Genomic DNA, 18,396 nt, shown 5'->3' on the forward strand with positions numbered 1-18,396 from the left:
ACATGAGCGCGACGACGGAAGGCGCCGACCCCTCGATCCTGACTCCGGTGCTGTCCGCGCCGTGGGACGACGAGCAGCCCTGGCGGCTCGCGACCTACCTGCGGCACGACGGATACCGGGGCCTGGGCAAGGCCCTCGCCAAGCACCAGGACGAGGTCATCCAGACCGTCAAGGACGCGGGTCTGCGCGGCCGCGGCGGCGCGGGCTTCCCGACCGGCATGAAGTGGGGCTTCATCCCGCAGGGCGACGGCAACCCGCACTACCTCGTGGTCAACGCCGACGAGTCGGAGCCGGGGACCTGCAAGGACATCCCGCTCATGTACGCCAACCCGCACGTGCTCGTCGAGGGCATCGTCATCGCGGCGTACGCGATCCGCTCCAACCACGCCTTCATCTACCTGCGCGGCGAGGTCGTGCCGGTCCTCCGCCGCCTCCAGGAGGCGGTCAAGGAGGCGTACGAGGCGGGCTACCTCGGCAGGAACATCCTCGGCTCCGGCTTCGACCTGGAGCTGACCGTGCACGCCGGCGCCGGCGCGTACATCTGCGGTGAGGAGACCGCGCTCCTCGACTCGCTCGAAGGGCGCCGCGGCCAGCCGCGCCTGCGCCCGCCGTTCCCCGCGGTCGCCGGCCTGTACGCGTCGCCGACCTGCGTCAACAACGTCGAGTCGATCGCCTCGGTGCCCGCGATCATGCACAAGGGCGTCGACTGGTTCCGCGGCTTCGGCTCGGAGAAGTCCCCCGGCTTCACGCTCTATTCGCTCTCCGGGCACGTCAAGCGCCCCGGCCAGTACGAGGCCCCGCTCGGCGTCACGCTGCGCCAACTGCTCGACCTCGCGGGCGGCGTGCGCGAGGGGCACCGCATCAAGTTCTGGACCCCGGGCGGCTCGTCGACGCCGATGTTCACCGACGAACACCTCGACGTACCGCTGGACTACGAGGGCGTCGGCGCCGCGGGCTCGATGCTCGGCACCAAGGCCCTGCAGATCTTCGACGACACGGTGTGCGTGGTCCGCGCGGTGCTGCGCTGGACCGAGTTCTACGCCCACGAGTCGTGCGGCAAGTGCACGCCGTGCCGCGAGGGCACGTACTGGCTCGTGCAGATCCTCGAACGCCTGGAGAAGGGCGAGGGGACCGAAGCCGACCTGGAGACGCTGCTCGACGTCGCCGACAACATCAACGGCAAGTCGTTCTGCGCCCTCGGCGACGGCGCCGCGAGCCCGATCTTCTCGTCGCTCAAGTACTTCCGCGACGAGTACGTCGCCCACCTCGCCCAGCGCGGCTGTCCCTTCGACCCGGCGGCCTCGACGGTCTGGGCCTCCACCATGGCGGGAGCGCAAGCCTGATGACCGTTACCACCAACGCACCGGCGGGCGGCGCGCCCGCGCCCAAGCCGCAGGACCTGGTCACCATCACGGTGGACGGGATCGAGGTCAGCGTGCCCAAGGGCACGCTGGTCATCCGGGCCGCGGAGCTGCTCGGCATCCAGATCCCCAGGTTCTGCGACCACCCGCTGCTCGACCCGGTCGGCGCCTGCCGCCAGTGCCTGGTCGAGGTCGAGGGCCAGCGCAAGCCGCTCGCCTCGTGCACGACGACCGTGACCGACGGCATGGTGGTCCGCACGCAGATCAGCTCGCCGGTCGCCAAGAAGTCGCAGGACGGGGTGATGGAGCTGCTGCTCATCAACCACCCCCTCGACTGCCCGGTGTGCGACAAGGGCGGCGAGTGCCCGCTGCAGAACCAGGCGATGACGTCCGGGCGTTCGACCTCCCGCTTCGGCGAGGTCAAGCGCACGTACCCCAAGCCGCTGCCCATCTCCAGCGAGGTGCTGCTGGACCGCGAGCGGTGCGTGCTGTGCGCGCGTTGCACGCGCTTCTCCGAGCAGATCGCGGGCGACCCGTTCATCGCGCTGATCGAACGCGGTGCGCTGCAGCAGGTCGGCATCTACGAGAAGCAGCCGTTCGAGTCGTACTTCTCCGGCAACACGATCCAGATCTGCCCGGTCGGCGCCCTGACGTCGGCGGCGTACCGGTTCCGGTCCCGGCCGTTCGACCTGGTGTCGACGCCGACCGCCTGCGAGCACTGCGCGTCCGGGTGCTCGCTGCGCGCCGACCACCGGCGCGGCCGCGTGATGCGGCGCCTCGCGGGCGACGACCCCGAGGTCAACGAGGAGTGGAACTGCGACAAGGGCCGCTTCGCGTTCCGGTACGCGTCGCTCGGCGACCGCATCACGTCGCCGCTGCTGCGTGACGCCGAGACCGGCGAACTGCGGCCCGCGTCCTGGCCGGAGGCGCTGGCCGCGGCCGCCGAGGGGCTGAACGCGGCCCGCGAGCGCACCGGCGTGCTGGTCGGCGGGCGGGCCACCGTCGAGGACGCCTACGCGTACGCCAAGTTCGCGCGCGTCGCCCTCGGCACCAACGACATCGACTTCCGGGCCCGCGAACACTCCACCGAGGAGGCCGAGTTCCTGGCCTCCGAGGTCGCCGGGACCGGGATAGGAGTCACCTACGCCGACCTGGAGCGGGCCCCCGCGGTCCTGCTGGCCGGGTTCGAACCCGAGGACGAGTCGCCGATCGTCTTCCTGCGGCTGCGCAAGGCGGCCCGCAAGGGCACGCTCAAGGTCTTCTCGATCGCGCCGTTCGCGACCGCGGGCCTGATCCGCATGAACGGCGCGCTGCTGCGCGCGACTCCGGGCACCGAGACGGACTGGCTCGACGCCCTGGCGACCCGGTCCGGCCTCGACACCCTGGGCGGCGACGCGGCCGACCTGCTGCGCGAGAACGGCGCGGTCATCCTGGTCGGCGAGCGGCTGGCGGGCATCCCGGGGGCGCTCACCGCGGCCCGGGCGCTCGCCGAGGCCGCCGGGGCGCGCCTGGCATGGGTGCCGCGGCGGGCCGGCGAGCGCGGCGCGCTGGAGGCCGGCGCGCTCTACAGCTTGCTGCCGGGCGGGCGTCCGGTCAGCGACCCGGAGGCGCGGGCCGAGGTGGCCGCCGCGTGGCGGGTGTCCGAACTGCCCGGCGGCTACGGCCTGGACACCGCGGCGATCCTGCGCGCGGCCCGCGACGGCAAGCTCGCCGCACTGGTGGTCGGGGGCGTTGAGCCCGCCGACCTGCCGGACCCGGCGGGCGCGCTGGCCGCACTGGAGGCCGCGCAGTTCGTGGTGAGCCTCGAACTGCGGCACAGCGAGGTCACCGAGCGCGCGAACGTCGTGTTCCCGGTCGCCGCGGCGGCCGAGAAGCCCGGCACCTTCCTCGACTGGGAAGGCCGCGAGCGGCCCTTCGCCTCGGTCCTCAAGCACGACCAGGTCACCGGCGTCTCCGGGACGGTCATGCCGGACCTGCGGGTGCTGCACGCGATCGCCGACGAGATGGACCGCCCGCTCGGCCTGCCCGACGTCAGCTCGGCCCGGCGCGAACTGCGCGGCCTGGGCGGCTGGGCCGGTGAACGCGCCGCGGGTCCCGAGCCCCGCGAGCGCCGCGCCGCCGCCACCCCGGGCGCCGGCGAGGCGGTCCTCGCGTCCTGGCGCCTGCTGCTCGACGAAGGCCGCGGCCAGGACGGCGAGTCGGCGCTCGCCGGCACGCGCCGCCGCCCGGTCGTCCGGCTCAGTCCCGCCACCGCGGCCGAGATCGGCGCGGCGGACGGCGGCGAGGTGACGGTGTCGACCGGCCACGGCGGCGAGGTCACGCTGCCGCTCGCGGTGACCGAGATGGCCGACCGCGTCGCGTGGCTCCCGGCGAACTCGCCGGGCTCCGAGGTACGCCGCACGCTGTCGGTCAATCCGGGCGAAGTGGTCCGGCTCAAGGCCGCGGTGCTGCCGCAGCAGCGGGCGTCCGACGGCGCCGCCGCCGAGGTCGCGTCCGGGCCGGAGGGCCGCGGCGTCGAGGGGCCGGCCAACGGCACCGGCGTCAACGGTCTCCGGGCCCGGCCCGCCGGGGCGCGGCCGGACGAGCTTCCCGGTGAGGGTGAGGAGAGCTGATGGGCCCGCAATCGAGCGCCGGGCTGACGACCCTGGACGGATCGGCCACGGCGGCGGGCGTGCAGCTCGCGGCCGACCCGGTCGGGTTCGCGTCCGACCCGTGGTGGCTGATCCTGTTCAAGGCCGTGCTGGTCTTCGCGTTCTGCGTCGTCATGACGCTCTTCGCCATCTGGTGGGAGCGCAAGGTCGTGGCGTGGATGCAGATGCGCATCGGGCCCAAGCACGTCGGCCCGCAGGGACTTCTGCAGTCCCTCGCGGACGGCGTCAAGCTGGCCTTCAAGGAAGACATCATCGTCAAGGCCGCTGACCGGCCCGTCTACATCCTGGCGCCGGTCGTCGCGATGGTTCCCGCGTTCATGGCGTTCGCGGTGATCCCCATGGGCGGCCAGGTGTCGATGTTCGGGCACCAGACGCACCTGCAGATGACCGATCTGCCGGTCGGCGTGCTCTACATCCTGGCCACGGCGTCGGTCGGCATCTACGGGATCGTGCTGGCGGGCTGGTCGTCCGGGTCGACGTACCCGCTGCTGGGCTCGCTGCGCAGCACCGCGCAGATGATCTCGTACGAGGTCGCGATGGGCCTGTCCTTCGCGGGCGTGTTCCTCTACGCGGGCTCGATGTCGACGTCCGAGATCGTCGCCCAGCAGACCGACACCTGGTACGCGGTGCTCCTGCCGGTGTCGTTCATCATCTACGTCATCGCCATGGTCGGTGAGACCAACCGCGCGCCGTTCGACCTCCCGGAGGCCGAGGGCGAGCTGGTCGGCGGCTTCCACACCGAGTACTCGTCGCTGAAGTTCGCACTGTTCTTCCTGGCCGAGTACGTCAACATGGTGGTCGTCTCGTCGCTCGCCACCACGCTGTTCCTCGGCGGCTACCGGGCGCCCTGGCCGATCTCCGCCGTCTGGGACGGCGCGAACTCCGGCTGGTGGACGCTTCTCTGGTACTTCCTCAAGGTGCAGGCCTTCCTGTTCCTGTTCATCTGGCTGCGCGGCACGCTGCCACGCCTGCGCTACGACCAGTTCATGAAGCTCGGCTGGAAGGTCCTCATCCCGACCTCGCTGGCCTGGCTGCTGTTGGTCGCCACGGTGCGCGCGCTGAAGAACGAGGGCTACGACTACCGCAACATCGTGCTCGGCATCGCCGGGGCGATCATCGTGGTCCTCGTGCTCTCGGTGGTGTGGGACATGATGCGCGGCGCCGAGGACGACGACGGGGGAGAAGAGCCGCTGCCGGGCACGCCCGGGGCGAAGGAGCCCTTCGACCCGATGGCGGGCGGATTCCCCGTGCCGCCTTTGCCGGGGCAGGAGTTGCCGCCCGTACCGCGCCGCAACGTCCGGCGTACGGAACCGGTGGGAGCGGCCGTCGGGGCGGGCTCGTCCTCGCCCGAGAACCCGGCTGACCCGACCGACACGACGGACAGGGAGGTGTGACCGTGGGCAACTTCCTGGGACCCGTGGCGGGCTTCGGCGTCACCTTCGCGACGATGTTCAAGAAGGCGAACACCGAGTTCTACCCGTTCGAGAAGAAGCCGACGGCGCCGCGCTACCACGGGCGGCACCAGCTCAACCGGCACCCGGACGGCCTCGAGAAGTGCGTCGGCTGCGAGCTGTGCGCGTGGGCGTGTCCGGCGGACGCGATCTACGTCGAGGGCGCCGACAACACCGAGGAAGGACGCTTCTCGCCGGGCGAACGCTACGGCCGCGTCTACCAGATCAACTACCTGCGCTGCATCTTCTGCGGCCTGTGCATCGAGGCGTGCCCCACGCGGGCGCTCACGATGACGAACGAGTACGAGTTGGCGGACACGACCCGCGCGAGCCTGATCTTCACCAAGGAGCAGCTCCTCGCGCCGCTGCACGAGGGCATGGTCGCCCCGCCGCACGAGATGTACCCGGGCATGGAGGAGCGCGACTACTACCTGGGCAAGGTCACCGAGGCCGCGCCCGGCACGGTCACGCAGGGCGCCGACGACGCGGACGCCGACGGCGCCGCGGACGAAGCCTCCGACGGGCACGAAGCGGGTGTGCGATGAGCATGGCCACTGACGGGATGTCCGGGGGCGTGGTCCTCGCGGAACAACTGACCCGCACGTCGACCGGCGAGGCGGTGCAGTTCTGGATCCTCGGGGCGATCGCCCTGATCGGCGCGCTCGGCACGGTCTTCATGAAGAAGGCCGTGCACAGCGCGCTCATGCTGGCCTCGACGATGTTGTGCCTGGCGCTGTTCTACATGGCGCAGGGCGCGGTGTTCCTCGGCGTCGTGCAGATCGTCGTCTACACCGGCGCGATCATGATGCTGTTCCTCTTCGTGCTGATGCTGGTGGGCGTCTCGTCTGCTGACTCGCTCAAGGAGACGCTGCGCGGCCAGCGCGTCGCGGCGGTGCTCGCGGGCCTCGGCTTCGGCATCCTGCTGGTCGCGGGAATCGCCAACGCCTCGCTCGGGAACTTCGCGGGCTACGGCGGCGGGACCTCGCCGTCCGGGGCCGCGGCCCCGGACGAGGCGACCCGGACGGCGATGGACCAGAGCAACGTCAACGGCCTCGCGCACCTGATCTTCACCAAGTACGTCTGGGCGTTCGAGATCACCAGCGCGCTGCTCATCACCGCCGCGCTCGGCGCGATGGTGCTGGCGCACCGCGAGCGCCTCAAGCCGCGCAAGACGCAGCGGGAGCTGGCGGAGGCGCGCGTACGCGACAACGTCAACCTCGCGCCGATGCCGGCCCCGGGCGTGTACGCGCGGCACAACGCGGTGGACATCCCGGCGCTGCTGCCGGACGGCAGCATCTCGGAGCTGTCCGTCAACGCGACGCTGCGGGCCCGCGGCCAGGTGCGCGACGTGAGCCGCGAACCGGTGCACCGGGTGGCGGAGTTGGAGGAGAGCGCCGAAGTGTGGATGGAGCAGCGCGGCGAGGTGCCGCCGGCCCGCCACGAGGACGAGGAGGGCGCGTCCGGCGCCGCCGACCCCGGTACGGGGCCCGGCGACGGCGGGCCCGAAGCGGCGCCCGAGGACCCTGACGCGGCCGGGACCACCCACGGCGACTCGGTCGCGGCCGGCGCAGGATCGAAGGAGTCGCGCTCATGAACCCGGCGAACTACCTGTACCTGTCGGCGCTGCTGTTCACCATCGGCGCTGCCGGTGTGCTGCTGCGCCGCAACGCGATCGTGGTGTTCATGTGCGTCGAGCTGATGCTCAACGCCACGAACCTGGCGTTCGTGACGTTCGCGCGGATGCACGGCAACTACGACGGCCAGATCATCGCGTTCTTCACGATGGTCGTCGCGGCTGCCGAGGTCGTGGTCGGACTTTCGATCATCATCGCCATCTTCCGCGCCCGCCGTACGGCCTCGGTCGACGACGCCAACCTGATGAAGTGGTAGGGGACTGGTGACGCAAAACTCGGTTTCCTCGACGCTGTTGGCCTCCGAGGGAGGCGGCGGCATGCACTCGGTCGCGGCGAGCGGGGTGTTCTCGGCGACGTGGCTGGTGATCGGGCTGCCGCTGCTCGGCGCCGCGGTGCTGCTGCTGTGCGGCAAGCGGGGCAACAAGCTCGGGCACTGGATCGGCACCCTGCTCGCGCTCGGCTCGTTCGCGGTCGGCGTGGCGCTGTTCGCGGCGATGCTGGGCAAGGACGACGCCGAGCGGTCGATCGACCAGCACCTGTGGAACTGGGTGCCGGTGGCGGACTTCCAGGCCGAGGTCGGTCTGCACCTCGACCAGCTGTCGATGGTGTTCGTGCTGCTGATCACCGGTGTGGGCTCGCTGATCCACATCTACTCGATCGGCTACATGGCGGAGGACCCGGACCGGCGGCGGTTCTTCGCGTACCTGAACCTGTTCCTGGCGTCGATGCTGCTGCTGGTGCTGGCGAACAACTACCTGCTGCTGTACGTCGGGTGGGAGGGCGTCGGCCTCGCGTCGTACCTGCTGATCGGGTTCTGGCAGCACAAGCCGTCGGCGGCGACCGCGGCGAAGAAGGCGTTCATCATGAACCGCGTCGGCGACTTCGGTCTGGCCGTCGCGATCTTCCTGATGTTCACCACCTTCGGCACCTTCGCCTTCGACGACGTGCTCGGCGGCTCGGCCGAGGCGTCCGACGGCACGATGACCGCGATCGGCCTGATGCTGCTGCTCGCGGCGTGCGGCAAGTCGGCGCAGTTCCCGCTGCAGGCGTGGCTCGGCGACGCGATGGAGGGCCCGACCCCGGTGTCGGCGCTCATCCACGCGGCGACCATGGTCACCGCGGGCGTGTACCTGATCACCAGGTCGGCGGAGATCTTCAACGCCTCGCCGGACGCGCAGCTGGTGGTGACCATCGTCGGTGCCATCACGGTGCTGTTCGGTGCGATCGTCGGCTGTGCGAAGGACGACATCAAGAAGGCGCTCGCGGCGTCCACGATGTCGCAGATCGGCTACATGATCCTGGCGGCGGGCCTGGGCCCGATCGGCTACGCGTTCGCGATCATGCACCTGGTGACGCACGGCTTCTTCAAGGCCGGGCTGTTCCTCGGGGCCGGCTCGGTCATGCACGGCATGAACGACGAGGTCGACATGCGGAGGTACGGCGGCCTGCGCAAGTACATGCCGGTGACCTTCGTGACGTTCGGCCTCGGCTACCTGGCGATCATCGGATTCCCGCTGCTGTCCGGGTTCTTCACCAAGGACAAGATCATCGAGGCGGCCTTCGCGAAGGGCGGCACGAGCGGGTACATCCTGGGCTCGGTGACGCTGGTCGCGGCGGCGCTGACCGCGTACTACATGACGCGCGTGATGCTCATGACCTTCTTCGGCCGCGAGCGGTGGAAGGAGGCGCCGGTCGGTGCGCCCGCCGAGTGGCACGAGCCGCACCCGCACGAGTCGCCGGCGTCGATGACGGTGCCGATGATCGTGCTGGCGTTCGGATCGGTTTTCGCGGGCGGGCTGTTCGTCCTGAACGACGCGTTCGTGAACTGGCTGACCCCGGTGACCGGCTTCGACCACGGCGAACTGCCCTTCAGCGTCTGGGTGGTGACCGGCATGGCCACCGCGATGGTGGCGCTGGGCGTGCTGGTGGCGTACGTGCAGTACGCCCGCCGCGAGGTCCCGGCCGTCGCGCCGCACGGCTCGCTGGTCACGGTGGCCGCCCGCAAGGACCTCTACCAGGACTCCATCAACGAGGGCCTGGTCATGCGGCCCGGGCAGTACCTCACCCGGCTGCTGGTCTGGGTGGACGGCAAGGGCATCGACGGATTCGTCGGCGGCCTGGCGGCGTTCATCGGCGGGACCTCGGCGCGGGTGCGCAAGGTGCAGACCGGGTTCGCGCGTTCGTACGCGCTGTCGATGTTCGGCGGCACGGCCGTCGTCGTGGCGGCGACCCTGATGGCGAGGATGGCGTGATGGCCCTGACGCGCGGGGCCGTGCGGCGTACGGCCCGTCGGCTTCCTGACACCACACGCGCTGGCACCAATCTCGACACGGCGGAGGGCTTGCGATGAACGGCCACTTCCCCTGGCTGACGGTCATGGCCGCGCTGCCGTTCGCCGGCGGGCTGCTGGTCGCGGCCCTGCCGGCGGGCAAGCGCCTGCTCGCCAAGAACGTCGCCCTGGCGGTCACCCTCGCCGAGCTGGTGCTCGCGGTCATCGTCACGGTGAAGTTCTCGCCGGACGGCGACCGGTACCAGATGACCGAGAGCTACTCGTGGATCAAGTCGTTCGGCGTGCACTGGGCGCTGGGCGTCGACGGCATCGGCGTGGTGCTGATCCTGCTGACCGCGGTGCTGATGCCGATCCTGGTGCTCGCGTCGTGGCACGACGCGGACACGCCGCAGGTGCGCATGGACGGGACCGCGGGCGACAAGGCGGCGCCGCGTTCGACGCACGCGTTCTTCGCGCTCATGCTGATGGTCGAGGCGATGGTGGTGGTGTCCTTCGCGGCCACCGACATCTTCGTCTTCTACATCTTCTTCGAGGCCATGCTCATCCCGATGTACTTCCTCATCGGCGGCTTCGGGGGCGCGCAACGCTCGTACGCGGCGGTCAAGTTCCTGCTCTACAACCTGCTCGGCGGCCTGGTCATGCTGGCCGCGGTCGTCGCGCTGTACGTGGTGACCGCCAACCAGGACATCGGCGGCGCGGGGCAGGGCACGTTCGACCTGATCCGCGTGTCGCAGGCGGTCGCGTCGGGTGAGCTGGACATCAACCCGGCGGCCGAGAAGGCGATGTTCCTCGGCTTCATGTTCGCCTTCGCGATCAAGGCGCCGCTGTGGCCGTTCCACACCTGGCTGCCGGACACCATGACCGAGGCCACGCCGGGTGTCGCGGTGCTGGTGACCGCGATGGTCGACAAGGTCGGCACTTTCGCGATGCTGCGGTTCTGCCTGGAGCTGTTCCCGAACGCCTCCAAGACGTTCGCGCCGCTGGTCGTGACCTTGGCGGTCATCGGGATCATCTACGGCGCGCTGCTCGCGGTCGGGCAGACCGACATCAAGCGGCTCATCGCGTACACGTCGATCTCGCACTTCGGCTTCATCATCATGGGCATCTTCGCGATGACCACGCAGGGCCACTCGGGTGCCACCCTCTACATGATCAACCACGGGTTCTCGACGGCGGCGCTGCTGCTGATCGCGGGCTTCCTGATCACCCGGCGCGGCAGCAAGACGATCGCCGACTTCGGCGGTGTGCAGAAGGTCGCGCCGGTGCTGGCCGGCACGTTCCTGGTGGCGGGCCTGGCGACGCTGTCGCTGCCGGGGCTGGCCCCGTTCGTCAGCGAGTTCCTGGTGCTGATCGGCACGTTCTCGCGCTATGAGGTGGCCGGCGTCTTCGCGACGGTCGGCATCATCCTGGCCGCGCTGTACGTCCTCGTGCTCTACCAGCGCACGATGACCGGGCCGGTCAAGGCGGGCGTGGAGAAGATCAAGGACCTGAACGTCCGCGAGATGGTCGTGGTCGCGCCGCTGATCGCCCTGCTGCTGGTGCTCGGCGTGTACCCGAAGCCGATCCTGGACGTGGTCAACCCCGCGGTCGAGGACACCATCACCCGGGTCGAGCAGAACGATCCGAAGCCGACCGACCCGATCGTGCCGGCGGAGCAGCAACTGGCGGCCGACACCCACGGAGGCAACAAGTGAGCGCGGGTCTGCAACTCGCCGCGACCGTCGACGCGCCCACGATCGAGTACGGCGAACTCTCGCCGATGCTCATCGTGTTCGGCGTCGCGGTCGTCGGGGTGCTCGTCGAGGCGTTCGTGCCCCGCAAGGCGCGGTACGCCACCCACCTGGTCCTCTCGCTCGGCGGCATGGCGGCGGCCTTCGCCTGCGTCGTCGCGCTCGCCGGCGAGCAGGAGGTGGCCGCCGTCGGCGCCGTCGCCGTCGACGGCCCGTCCCTCTTCCTCCAGGGCACGCTGCTGCTGCTCGGCATCGTGTCGGTGATGTTGATCGCGGAACGCCGCCTGGAGCCGGGCGGCGGCGACGCGTTCGCCCCGCAGGCCGCGGCGGCGCCGGGCAGCGCGCAGGAGAAGGAGGCGACGGAGGCCGGTCTGCACCAGACCGAGGTCTTCCCGCTGACGATGTTCGCGCTCGGCGGCATGCTGCTGTTCCCGGCGTCCAACGACCTGCTGACGATGTTCATCGCGCTGGAGGTCATGTCGCTGCCGCTGTACCTGCTGTGCGGCCTCGCCCGGCGGCGCCGCATGCTGTCGCAGGAGGCGGCGCTCAAGTACTTCCTGCTCGGCGCCTTCTCGTCGGCGTTCTTCCTCTTCGGCGTGGCGCTGCTGTACGGCTACTCGGGCAGCCTGCGCCTGGACCAGATCGCGGTGGCGACCGGCGGCGCGATGGACAACGACGCGCTGCTGCTGATCGGCATGGCGATGATCGCGGTCGGCCTGCTGTTCAAGGTCGGCGCGGTGCCGTTCCACTCCTGGACCCCGGACGTCTACCAGGGCGCGCCGACCCCGATCACCGGCTTCATGGCGTCCGCGACCAAGGTGGCCGCCTTCGGCGCGCTGCTGCGGTTCTTCTACGTGGCGCTGCCGGGCATGAAGTGGGACTGGCGGCCGGTCATGATCGGCGTCGCGATCGTCACGATGGTGGCGGGCGCGGTCATCGCGATCACCCAGACGGACGTCAAGCGCATGCTCGCGTACTCGTCGATCGCGCACGCCGGGTTCATCCTGACCGGCATGATCGCGGCGAACGAGGCCGGCGCGTCCTCGACGCTGTTCTACCTCGTGGCGTACGGTTTCGTCACCCTGGGTGCATTCGCCGTGGTGACCCTGGTCCGTGACGCGGGGGGCGAGGCGACCCATTTGTCGCGGTGGGCAGGCCTCGGCCGGCGTTCCCCGCTGGTCGCCGGGGTCTTCGCGGTCTTCCTGCTGGCCTTCGCGGGCATCCCGTTGACCAGCGGTTTCACCGGGAAGTTCGCGGTCTTTCAGGCGGCTGCCGATGGCGGAGCCGGATCGCTTGTGATCGTGGGCGTGCTGTGTTCTGCCATCGCCGCGTTCTTCTATGTCCGGGTCATCGTGCTGATGTTCTTCTCGGAGCCGCGCGCGGACGGACCGACCGTGGTGGTGCCGAGTGTCCTGACCACCGCTGCCATCGCGTTGGGGGTAGCGGTTACGGTGGTCCTGGGCATCCTGCCGCAGCCGGTCCTGGACCTCGCGGACAAGGCCGCCCTGTTCGTCCATTAACAGCAGCGCAGACACACTGCGCGACCATGAGGAGAGCACCGGCATGACGATCGTGGGGCCCTTCGGGCTGAGCGTCCATGACGGTGAGCTCGATGCGGAGATCCGCGCCGGGATGGCGGCGGTGGAGCAGGAGCTCCTCGCCGCCACCAAGAGCGAGTTCCCGTACCTCACCCAGACGTCGCGGCACCTGGTCGAGGCGGGCGGGAAGCGCTTCCGCCCGCTCCTCACCCTTTTGGCCGCACAGTTCGGCGACCCGCAGGCACCGGGCGTCGTGCCGGCCGCCGTCGTCTGCGAGCTGACCCACCTGGCGACGCTCTACCACGACGACGTCATGGACGAGGCGGCCCTGCGGCGCGGCGCGCCGAGCGCCAACGCCCGCTGGGACAACTCGGTCGCGATCCTCACCGGCGACTTCCTGTTCGCCAAGGCGTCCGAGATCGTCGCCGACCTCGGCGACGAGGCGGTCCGCATCCAGGCCCGCGCGTTCGCCCGCCTGGTCACCGGCCAGATCCGCGAGACCGTCGGCCCCAACCCCGGCGACGACCCGGTGCAGCACTACCTGTCCGTCATCGCCGACAAGACCGGCTCGCTGATCGCCACCTCCGGCCAGTTCGGCGCGATGTTCGCCGGCGCCGACGAACAGGTCGTCGAGATCCTGACCCGCTACGGCGAGCGCATCGGCGTCGCCTTCCAGCTCGCCGACGACGTGCTCGACATCGCCAGCGACTCCACCGAGTCCGGCAAGACCCCCGGCACCGACCTGCGCGAGGGCGTACCGACCCTCCCGGTCCTGCACCTGCGGGCCGCGGCCCAGCCCGAGGACGCACACCTCCTCGACCTGCTCTCCGCCCCTCTCGTCGACGACGACCGGCACGCCGAGGCCCTGACCCTCCTGCGCGCCCACCCGGCGCTGGAGAAGGCCCGTGCGGACACCCGCCGGTACGCCGACGAGGCCCGCGAGGTCCTCACCCCCCTCCCCGACACGGCCGCCAAGACCGCGCTCTCCTCCCTCTGCGAGCTCGTCGTCGAGCGCAGCTGCTGACCCTCGCCCCGAAACGGTTCTGCGCCACGCCCCCGCCACCCGGGCCGGTGTTTGGTGGAGATGCGCCAAAGTCGAGTCTCGATCGTTGTGCCGCACACGATCAATAAACGGCCGCGCGGTGCCGACGATGTGAACAGGGTGATCCGGAACCGCCCGGGAGTCGCCCGGTCCACGTCGGCAGCACGAAGTGAAGGACCCTTTCTGATGAGCGAGCGCGTCATCACCCCGGTCAACCGCGGCTTCCTCTTCCTGGACGCGCACCCCGCGGGGTGCCGGACGACCGTCGAACAGATGTGGGCCTCGGTGCCCGAGGCGCCCGCCGCCGCGGCCCCGGGGGCGCGGCGCCCGACCGCGCTGGTCGTCGGTTCGTCGGCGGGGTACGGGCTCGCGGCCACCGTCGCCGGGCTGGCGCGGTACGGCGTGCGGGGCGTGGGGGTCTGCCTGGAGAAGGCGCCCGGGCGGCGTACGGGGACCGCCGGGTGGTACCGGACCGCCGCGACCGCCGACCTCGCGCGGGCCGCCGGCAACGACTTCGCGTTCGTGAACGGCGACGCCTTCTCCGACGATGTCAAAGGCCGGGTCGCGGACCTGCTCGCGGAGCGCTACGGCAAGGTCGACTACCTGGTCTACTCGGTCGCCGCGCCGCGTCGTACCGATCCGGAGACCGGCGTCACGCACACTTCCGTCCTCAAGCCGCTCGGCGCGCCGTACTCGACCAAGACACTCGTCTTCGACGGCGACCAGGCCGAGGTCAGGACGGTCACCACCGACCCGGCGAGCGACGCCGACACCGCGCACACCGTCGCGGTCATGGGCGGCGCCGACTGGCGCCGCTGGATCGACCACCTCGACGAGGCCGACCTCCTCGCCGAGGGTGTCAGCACCGCGGCGCTGACCTACATCGGATCGCCGCTGACCGCGGGTATCTACCGCAACGGCACCATCGGTGCCGCGAAGGCGGACCTGGAGGCCACCGCCAGGGAGCTGAACTCCCGTCTCGCGCAACGCCGTGGCGGCCGGGCCGTGACGTCCGTCAACGCCGCCGCGGTCACCCAGTCCTCCACCGCCATCCCCGGCATCGCCCTGTACGTCGGCCTGCTGCGCGGCGTCCTCGGCGACGCCATGCTCTCGCCGACCGCCCAACTGGTGGACCTGTGGGACCAGTTGACCGGCACCACCGACCTGGTGGCCGACGACGAGGGGCGCGTCCGCCTCGACCGCTGGGAACTCGACACGTCCGTTCAGGACGCCGTCGCCGCCCGCTGGCACGACGCCACCGACACGACCGTGCGGGACCTGGCCGACCTCGACTGGTTCACCGCCGAAGTACGCCGCCTGTACGGCTTCGACGTCCCCGGCGTCGACTACACCGCACCCACCGAAACGGACGTGCCCTGGCCCTCCCTGTGACGCCGAGGCCCGGCGCGGGCGGCGTGTCAGGGTGATCCCTGAGGTGGACAACCCCACCAACAGGCTGATGGCAGTCCCATGTTCGCGTCTCTCCGAACAGCGTTGACTCGTATCCGACGCAGTCACCGCACAGTTCGGGGAACCTCGTGAAGACGCACACTCGCACCAACGCGCGCCGCAGCACCCTCATCCTGGCCGCGCTGGGCATCGTCCTGACCACTGCCGCCCCCCTCGCCGCCGCGGACGGCGGCGGGCGCGGGGCGTCGGCGCGGCCGCCGGGGCACGCCGATCTGCGCCGCGACCTCCAGACGGTGCGGCAGGCCGTCGGCGGCGACGTCAACATCGTGGCGCGCGTCGACGGACCGCAGGGAACGGTACGCGCCGCCGTCGGGCCCGGGACCGGAGGACCACGGGCCGACAATCCGTACTTCCGCATCGCCAGCACGACCAAGACGTACCTCGCGGTCGTCGTGATGCAGCTGGCGGCGGAGGGGCGGCTCTCGCTCGACGACACGGTCGAGCGGTGGCTGCCGGGCGTGGTGGCCGGCAATGGGAACGACGGGTCCCGGATCACCGTGCGGCACCTTCTCGGGCACACCAGCGGGCTGTTCGACTACATGCGCGACCCGGCCGTCCGTACGCGCCTCACCGTGGACTTCGAGGCCAACCGCCACGACACCACGCCTCCGGCGGAGTTGGTCACGATCGCCATGGCGCACCCGCCCGCGTTCACCCAGGGGCAGGCCGACGACGGCAGCGGAGTGAAATGGGGCTACTCGAACACCGACTACCTGCTGGCCGCGATGATCGCCGAGCGCGCGTCCGGCGCGACGTGGCGTGAGCTGGTGGAGGCCCGCGTCATCGCGCCCCTCGGCCTGCGCGACACTTCCGTACCGGGCGTGAACCCGTTCCTGCCCGAGCCGCACATACCGGTCACCATGACGCTGCCGGACGGCGAACTGCACGACCTCACCGAGCACTCCATCCAGCACACGGCGGACTCCGGAGTCGTCTCCACGCCGGCCGACGTGAACACGTTCTTCCGCGCACTGGCGTCCGGCCGCCTGCTGCCCGCGGAGCAGTGGGAGCAGATGCGCGCGACGCCTCCGGGGGCCAACGGCCACGGCCTCGGTGTGCAGACCGTGGCGCTGTCGTGCGGGGGAACGTACTACACCCACATGGGGGACGGCCTCGGCGTGGCGAGCCGCCTGGGGGTCACCGCCGACGGCAAGCGCGCCGTCTCACTCGCGATCACCAGCACCGGGGCCCGCCCGGACACGGCGAAACTCAACGCCGCCACCGCCGTGGCGATCGATCGCGCCTTGTGCGCGGGGGCGCCGCGGTAGTCCGACGCCCGAGCCGGGCCGGGCCGCGTCCGCGTCCGCGTCCGCGTCCAAGAGTGAGGGCCGGTCGGCCGGGGGTCCCGGGCGACCGGCCCTCTGTGCCGGGAGGAACGATCAGACGTGCAGGGCGGTCTGGGGTGCGGGGGTGGCGTCCGCGGAGGCGGCGACCTCGGTCGATGTGCCGCGCGGGGTGCGCAGGACGACGAGGGTGAGGATCGCGGAGGCGGCCAGGAGGCCGGTGCCGACGGCGAAGGCCAGGTGGTAGCCGCCGGTGAGCGCGGTCGCGGTGTCCTTGCCCTCGGCGAGCAGGTCCTCGCTGCGGGAGGTGGACAGGGTGTTGAGGAGGGCGACACCGAGTGCGGCGCCGATCTGCTGCGTGGTGTTGAAGAGCCCGGAGACGACGCCGGCGTCCTCGGGCCGGGCGTCGGACATGGCCAGGGTGGCGAGGGCCGGGAGGACCAGGCCGCCGCCGCCGAGCAGCGCGAACACGGGGAGCAGGTCGACGGCGTACGAGCCCTGGACGGGGACGCGGACCAGGTACAGCATTCCGGCAGTCAGCACCAGGAGCCCGGTGAGCAGGACGTTGCGGGCGCCGAAGCGGGCGATGAGGCGGGCCGACACGCCGAGGGAGACCGCCCCGATCGCGACCGCGGTGGGCAGCATGGCCCAGCCGGTCTTCGCGGCACCGTAGCCGAGGACATGCTGCATGTAGAGGACGACCAGCACTTGGAAGCCGAACATCGCGGCGATGGTGAGGACCTGGATGAAGTTGGCGCCGGTGACGTTGCGGGAGCGGAAGGTGCGCAGCGGGATCAGGGGCGTGTCGGCCTTGGCCTGGCGTACGGCGAAGAGTGCGATGAGGGCGAAGGAGACGGCGACGAGGCCCCACGTGCGGCCGGAGGACCAGCCGTACTTCTCGGCCTCGACGACCGCGTACACGAGCAGCATCAGTCCGGCGGTGACCAGGGCGGCCCCGACGACGTCCGCCTTGCCGCGCGGACCGGTCGGCGTGTCGGCGGCCAGGACGCGGGAGGCGAGCAGCAGGGTCACCGCACCGATAGGCAGGTTGACCAGGAAGATCCAGTGCCAGTTCGCCAGTTCGGTGAGTACGCCGCCCAGCACCAGGCCGAGCGAGGCGCCGGCCGCACCGATGAAGCTGAACGCGCCGATGGCCTTGCCCTGTTCGGCCGGCTCCGGGTACAGCGTGACGATCATGCCGAGGCTGACGGCGGAGGACATCGCGCCGCCCGCGCCCTGCACGAAGCGGGCGATCAGCAGCAATTCGGGGCTCGTGGCGAGGCCGGCCACCACCGAGGCGACGGTGAAGACGGCCAGTCCGGCGAGGAACATGCGCTTGCGGCCGAAGATGTCGCCGAGTCGGCCGGCCAGGAGGAGCAGGCCGCCGAAGGCGATCATGTAGATGTTCATGACCCACGCGAGGTCGGCCGACGAGAAGCCGAGGTCCTCGCCGATCGCGGGCAGCGCGACGGTCACGATCGTCCCGTCGAGGATCACCATCAGCATGCCCAGGTTCAGCAGGGTCAGGGCGAGCGAGCGCGGATAGGTGCGGGACGCGGAACCGGGCCGGTCGGGCTTCGCCATCAGGGGTCTCCTCGTGAGTGCCGCAGTGGGTACGGCAGTGAATGCCGCGGTGGGTACCGCGCGGGTGCCGCGCGAGTACCGCCATGTACCGGCGGGGGAAGGCCGGGGCTCGCCGGGGAGTACCGGGGTGCGTCCCGGTGGACCGCCGGCCGCGGACGTCGCCGTCCGCCAACGAGAGAGACGCTAGCAGATAGTTTTGTTAGGGACGATATTTATCGGGTCGGTTTTTTGAGGGATCTTTTGGCGGGACGGCAGCCGAGGGCATGACAACGCCGCCGGGGCCGTGGTTCCGGCCCCGGCGGCGCTCATCTGGTGCGCGGCCGGCCGCGCGTTCGGGCGGCACCGGTCTCGGGCTGGCGATC

At 70.9% G+C, this 18,396-nt stretch carries 13 protein-coding genes; 12 read left to right on the forward strand and 1 reads right to left on the reverse strand.

The window, feature by feature from the left end:
* Nucleotides 1-2: 2 nt before the first annotated feature.
* The 12 genes from nuoF to AB0C36_RS26620 all read left to right on the forward strand — a co-directional run bounded on the left by nuoF (nucleotide 3) and on the right by AB0C36_RS26620 (nucleotide 16,435).
* Complete coding sequence (gene nuoF, locus AB0C36_RS26565; RefSeq protein ID WP_358358394.1) at nucleotides 3-1,343, forward strand: NADH-quinone oxidoreductase subunit NuoF; 1,341 nt, start codon at nucleotides 3-5, stop codon at nucleotides 1,341-1,343.
* The gene (locus AB0C36_RS26570; RefSeq protein ID WP_358358396.1) at nucleotides 1,343-3,973 is read left to right on the forward strand and encodes an NADH-quinone oxidoreductase subunit G; all 2,631 of its coding nucleotides are present in this window, start codon (nucleotides 1,343-1,345) and stop codon (nucleotides 3,971-3,973) included. Before nuoF ends, AB0C36_RS26570 begins: the two co-directional genes overlap by 1 nt.
* Nucleotides 3,973-5,406, forward strand: a complete 1,434-nt coding sequence (gene nuoH, locus AB0C36_RS26575; protein ID WP_358358399.1) for an NADH-quinone oxidoreductase subunit NuoH — start codon at nucleotides 3,973-3,975, stop codon at nucleotides 5,404-5,406. The genes AB0C36_RS26570 and nuoH overlap by 1 nt, the downstream gene beginning before the upstream one ends.
* A 2-nt stretch (nucleotides 5,407-5,408) precedes the next feature.
* Nucleotides 5,409-6,008: an NADH-quinone oxidoreductase subunit NuoI gene (gene nuoI, locus AB0C36_RS26580; RefSeq protein WP_358358402.1), complete on the forward strand. Its 600-nt coding sequence runs from the start codon at nucleotides 5,409-5,411 to the stop codon at nucleotides 6,006-6,008.
* A gap of 17 nt (nucleotides 6,009-6,025) precedes the next feature.
* Entirely contained in the window at nucleotides 6,026-7,057 is a 1,032-nt protein-coding gene (locus tag AB0C36_RS26585; protein WP_358358431.1) for an NADH-quinone oxidoreductase subunit J, read from the forward strand.
* Nucleotides 7,054-7,353, forward strand: a complete 300-nt coding sequence (gene nuoK / locus AB0C36_RS26590; protein ID WP_358358405.1) for an NADH-quinone oxidoreductase subunit NuoK — start codon at nucleotides 7,054-7,056, stop codon at nucleotides 7,351-7,353. The genes AB0C36_RS26585 and nuoK overlap by 4 nt, the downstream gene beginning before the upstream one ends.
* A 61-nt stretch (nucleotides 7,354-7,414) precedes the next feature.
* Nucleotides 7,415-9,349 carry an NADH-quinone oxidoreductase subunit L gene (gene nuoL, locus AB0C36_RS26595; protein WP_358358408.1) on the forward strand — a complete coding sequence of 645 codons (1,935 nt, stop codon included), beginning with the start codon at nucleotides 7,415-7,417 and terminating at the stop codon, nucleotides 9,347-9,349.
* Nucleotides 9,350-9,443: 94 nt separating this feature from the next.
* Nucleotides 9,444-11,081: an NADH-quinone oxidoreductase subunit M gene (locus AB0C36_RS26600; RefSeq protein ID WP_358358411.1), complete on the forward strand. Its 1,638-nt coding sequence runs from the start codon at nucleotides 9,444-9,446 to the stop codon at nucleotides 11,079-11,081.
* Nucleotides 11,078-12,637 carry an NADH-quinone oxidoreductase subunit NuoN gene (nuoN, locus tag AB0C36_RS26605; protein ID WP_358358414.1) on the forward strand — a complete coding sequence of 520 codons (1,560 nt, stop codon included), beginning with the start codon at nucleotides 11,078-11,080 and terminating at the stop codon, nucleotides 12,635-12,637. Before AB0C36_RS26600 ends, nuoN begins: the two co-directional genes overlap by 4 nt.
* Before the next feature lie 43 nt (nucleotides 12,638-12,680).
* A complete protein-coding gene (locus AB0C36_RS26610; RefSeq protein ID WP_358358416.1) occupies nucleotides 12,681-13,679 on the forward strand; it encodes a polyprenyl synthetase family protein in 999 nt (332 codons plus the stop codon).
* Nucleotides 13,680-13,883: 204 nt separating this feature from the next.
* Nucleotides 13,884-15,089, forward strand: coding sequence for an enoyl-[acyl-carrier-protein] reductase FabV (gene fabV, locus AB0C36_RS26615; RefSeq protein ID WP_358358418.1), 1,206 nt, complete (start codon nucleotides 13,884-13,886; stop codon nucleotides 15,087-15,089).
* A gap of 146 nt (nucleotides 15,090-15,235) precedes the next feature.
* Nucleotides 15,236-16,435: a serine hydrolase domain-containing protein gene (locus tag AB0C36_RS26620; protein WP_358358421.1), complete on the forward strand. Its 1,200-nt coding sequence runs from the start codon at nucleotides 15,236-15,238 to the stop codon at nucleotides 16,433-16,435.
* A gap of 111 nt (nucleotides 16,436-16,546) precedes the next feature.
* Here AB0C36_RS26620 and AB0C36_RS26625 read toward each other — a convergent pair whose 3' ends face one another.
* Nucleotides 16,547-18,034, reverse strand: coding sequence for an MFS transporter (locus AB0C36_RS26625; protein ID WP_358358425.1), 1,488 nt, complete (start codon nucleotides 18,032-18,034; stop codon nucleotides 16,547-16,549).
* Between the last annotated feature and the right edge of the window lie 362 nt (nucleotides 18,035-18,396).

Origin of the sequence: Streptodolium elevatio (assembly GCF_040649515.1) — a bacterium.
GTDB classification, from domain to species: domain Bacteria; phylum Actinomycetota; class Actinomycetes; order Streptomycetales; family Streptomycetaceae; genus Yinghuangia; species Yinghuangia elevatio.

What these genes read in the sequence shown, in the direction of transcription:
- nuoF (WP_358358394.1), top strand. Translation starts at nt 3, where the DNA reads ATGAGCGCGACGACGGAAGGCGCCGACCCCTCGATCCTGACTCCGGTG.
- AB0C36_RS26570 (WP_358358396.1), top strand. Translation starts at nt 1,343, where the DNA reads ATGACCGTTACCACCAACGCACCGGCGGGCGGCGCGCCCGCGCCCAAG.
- nuoH (WP_358358399.1), top strand. Translation starts at nt 3,973, where the DNA reads ATGGGCCCGCAATCGAGCGCCGGGCTGACGACCCTGGACGGATCGGCC.
- AB0C36_RS26585 (WP_358358431.1), top strand. Translation starts at nt 6,026, where the DNA reads ATGTCCGGGGGCGTGGTCCTCGCGGAACAACTGACCCGCACGTCGACC.
- nuoK (WP_358358405.1), top strand. Translation starts at nt 7,054, where the DNA reads ATGAACCCGGCGAACTACCTGTACCTGTCGGCGCTGCTGTTCACCATC.
- nuoL (WP_358358408.1), top strand. Translation starts at nt 7,415, where the DNA reads ATGCACTCGGTCGCGGCGAGCGGGGTGTTCTCGGCGACGTGGCTGGTG.
- AB0C36_RS26600 (WP_358358411.1), top strand. Translation starts at nt 9,444, where the DNA reads ATGAACGGCCACTTCCCCTGGCTGACGGTCATGGCCGCGCTGCCGTTC.
- AB0C36_RS26610 (WP_358358416.1), top strand. Translation starts at nt 12,681, where the DNA reads ATGACGATCGTGGGGCCCTTCGGGCTGAGCGTCCATGACGGTGAGCTC.
- fabV (WP_358358418.1), top strand. Translation starts at nt 13,884, where the DNA reads ATGAGCGAGCGCGTCATCACCCCGGTCAACCGCGGCTTCCTCTTCCTG.
- AB0C36_RS26625 (WP_358358425.1), bottom strand. Translation starts at nt 18,034, where the DNA reads ATGGCGAAGCCCGACCGGCCCGGTTCCGCGTCCCGCACCTATCCGCGC.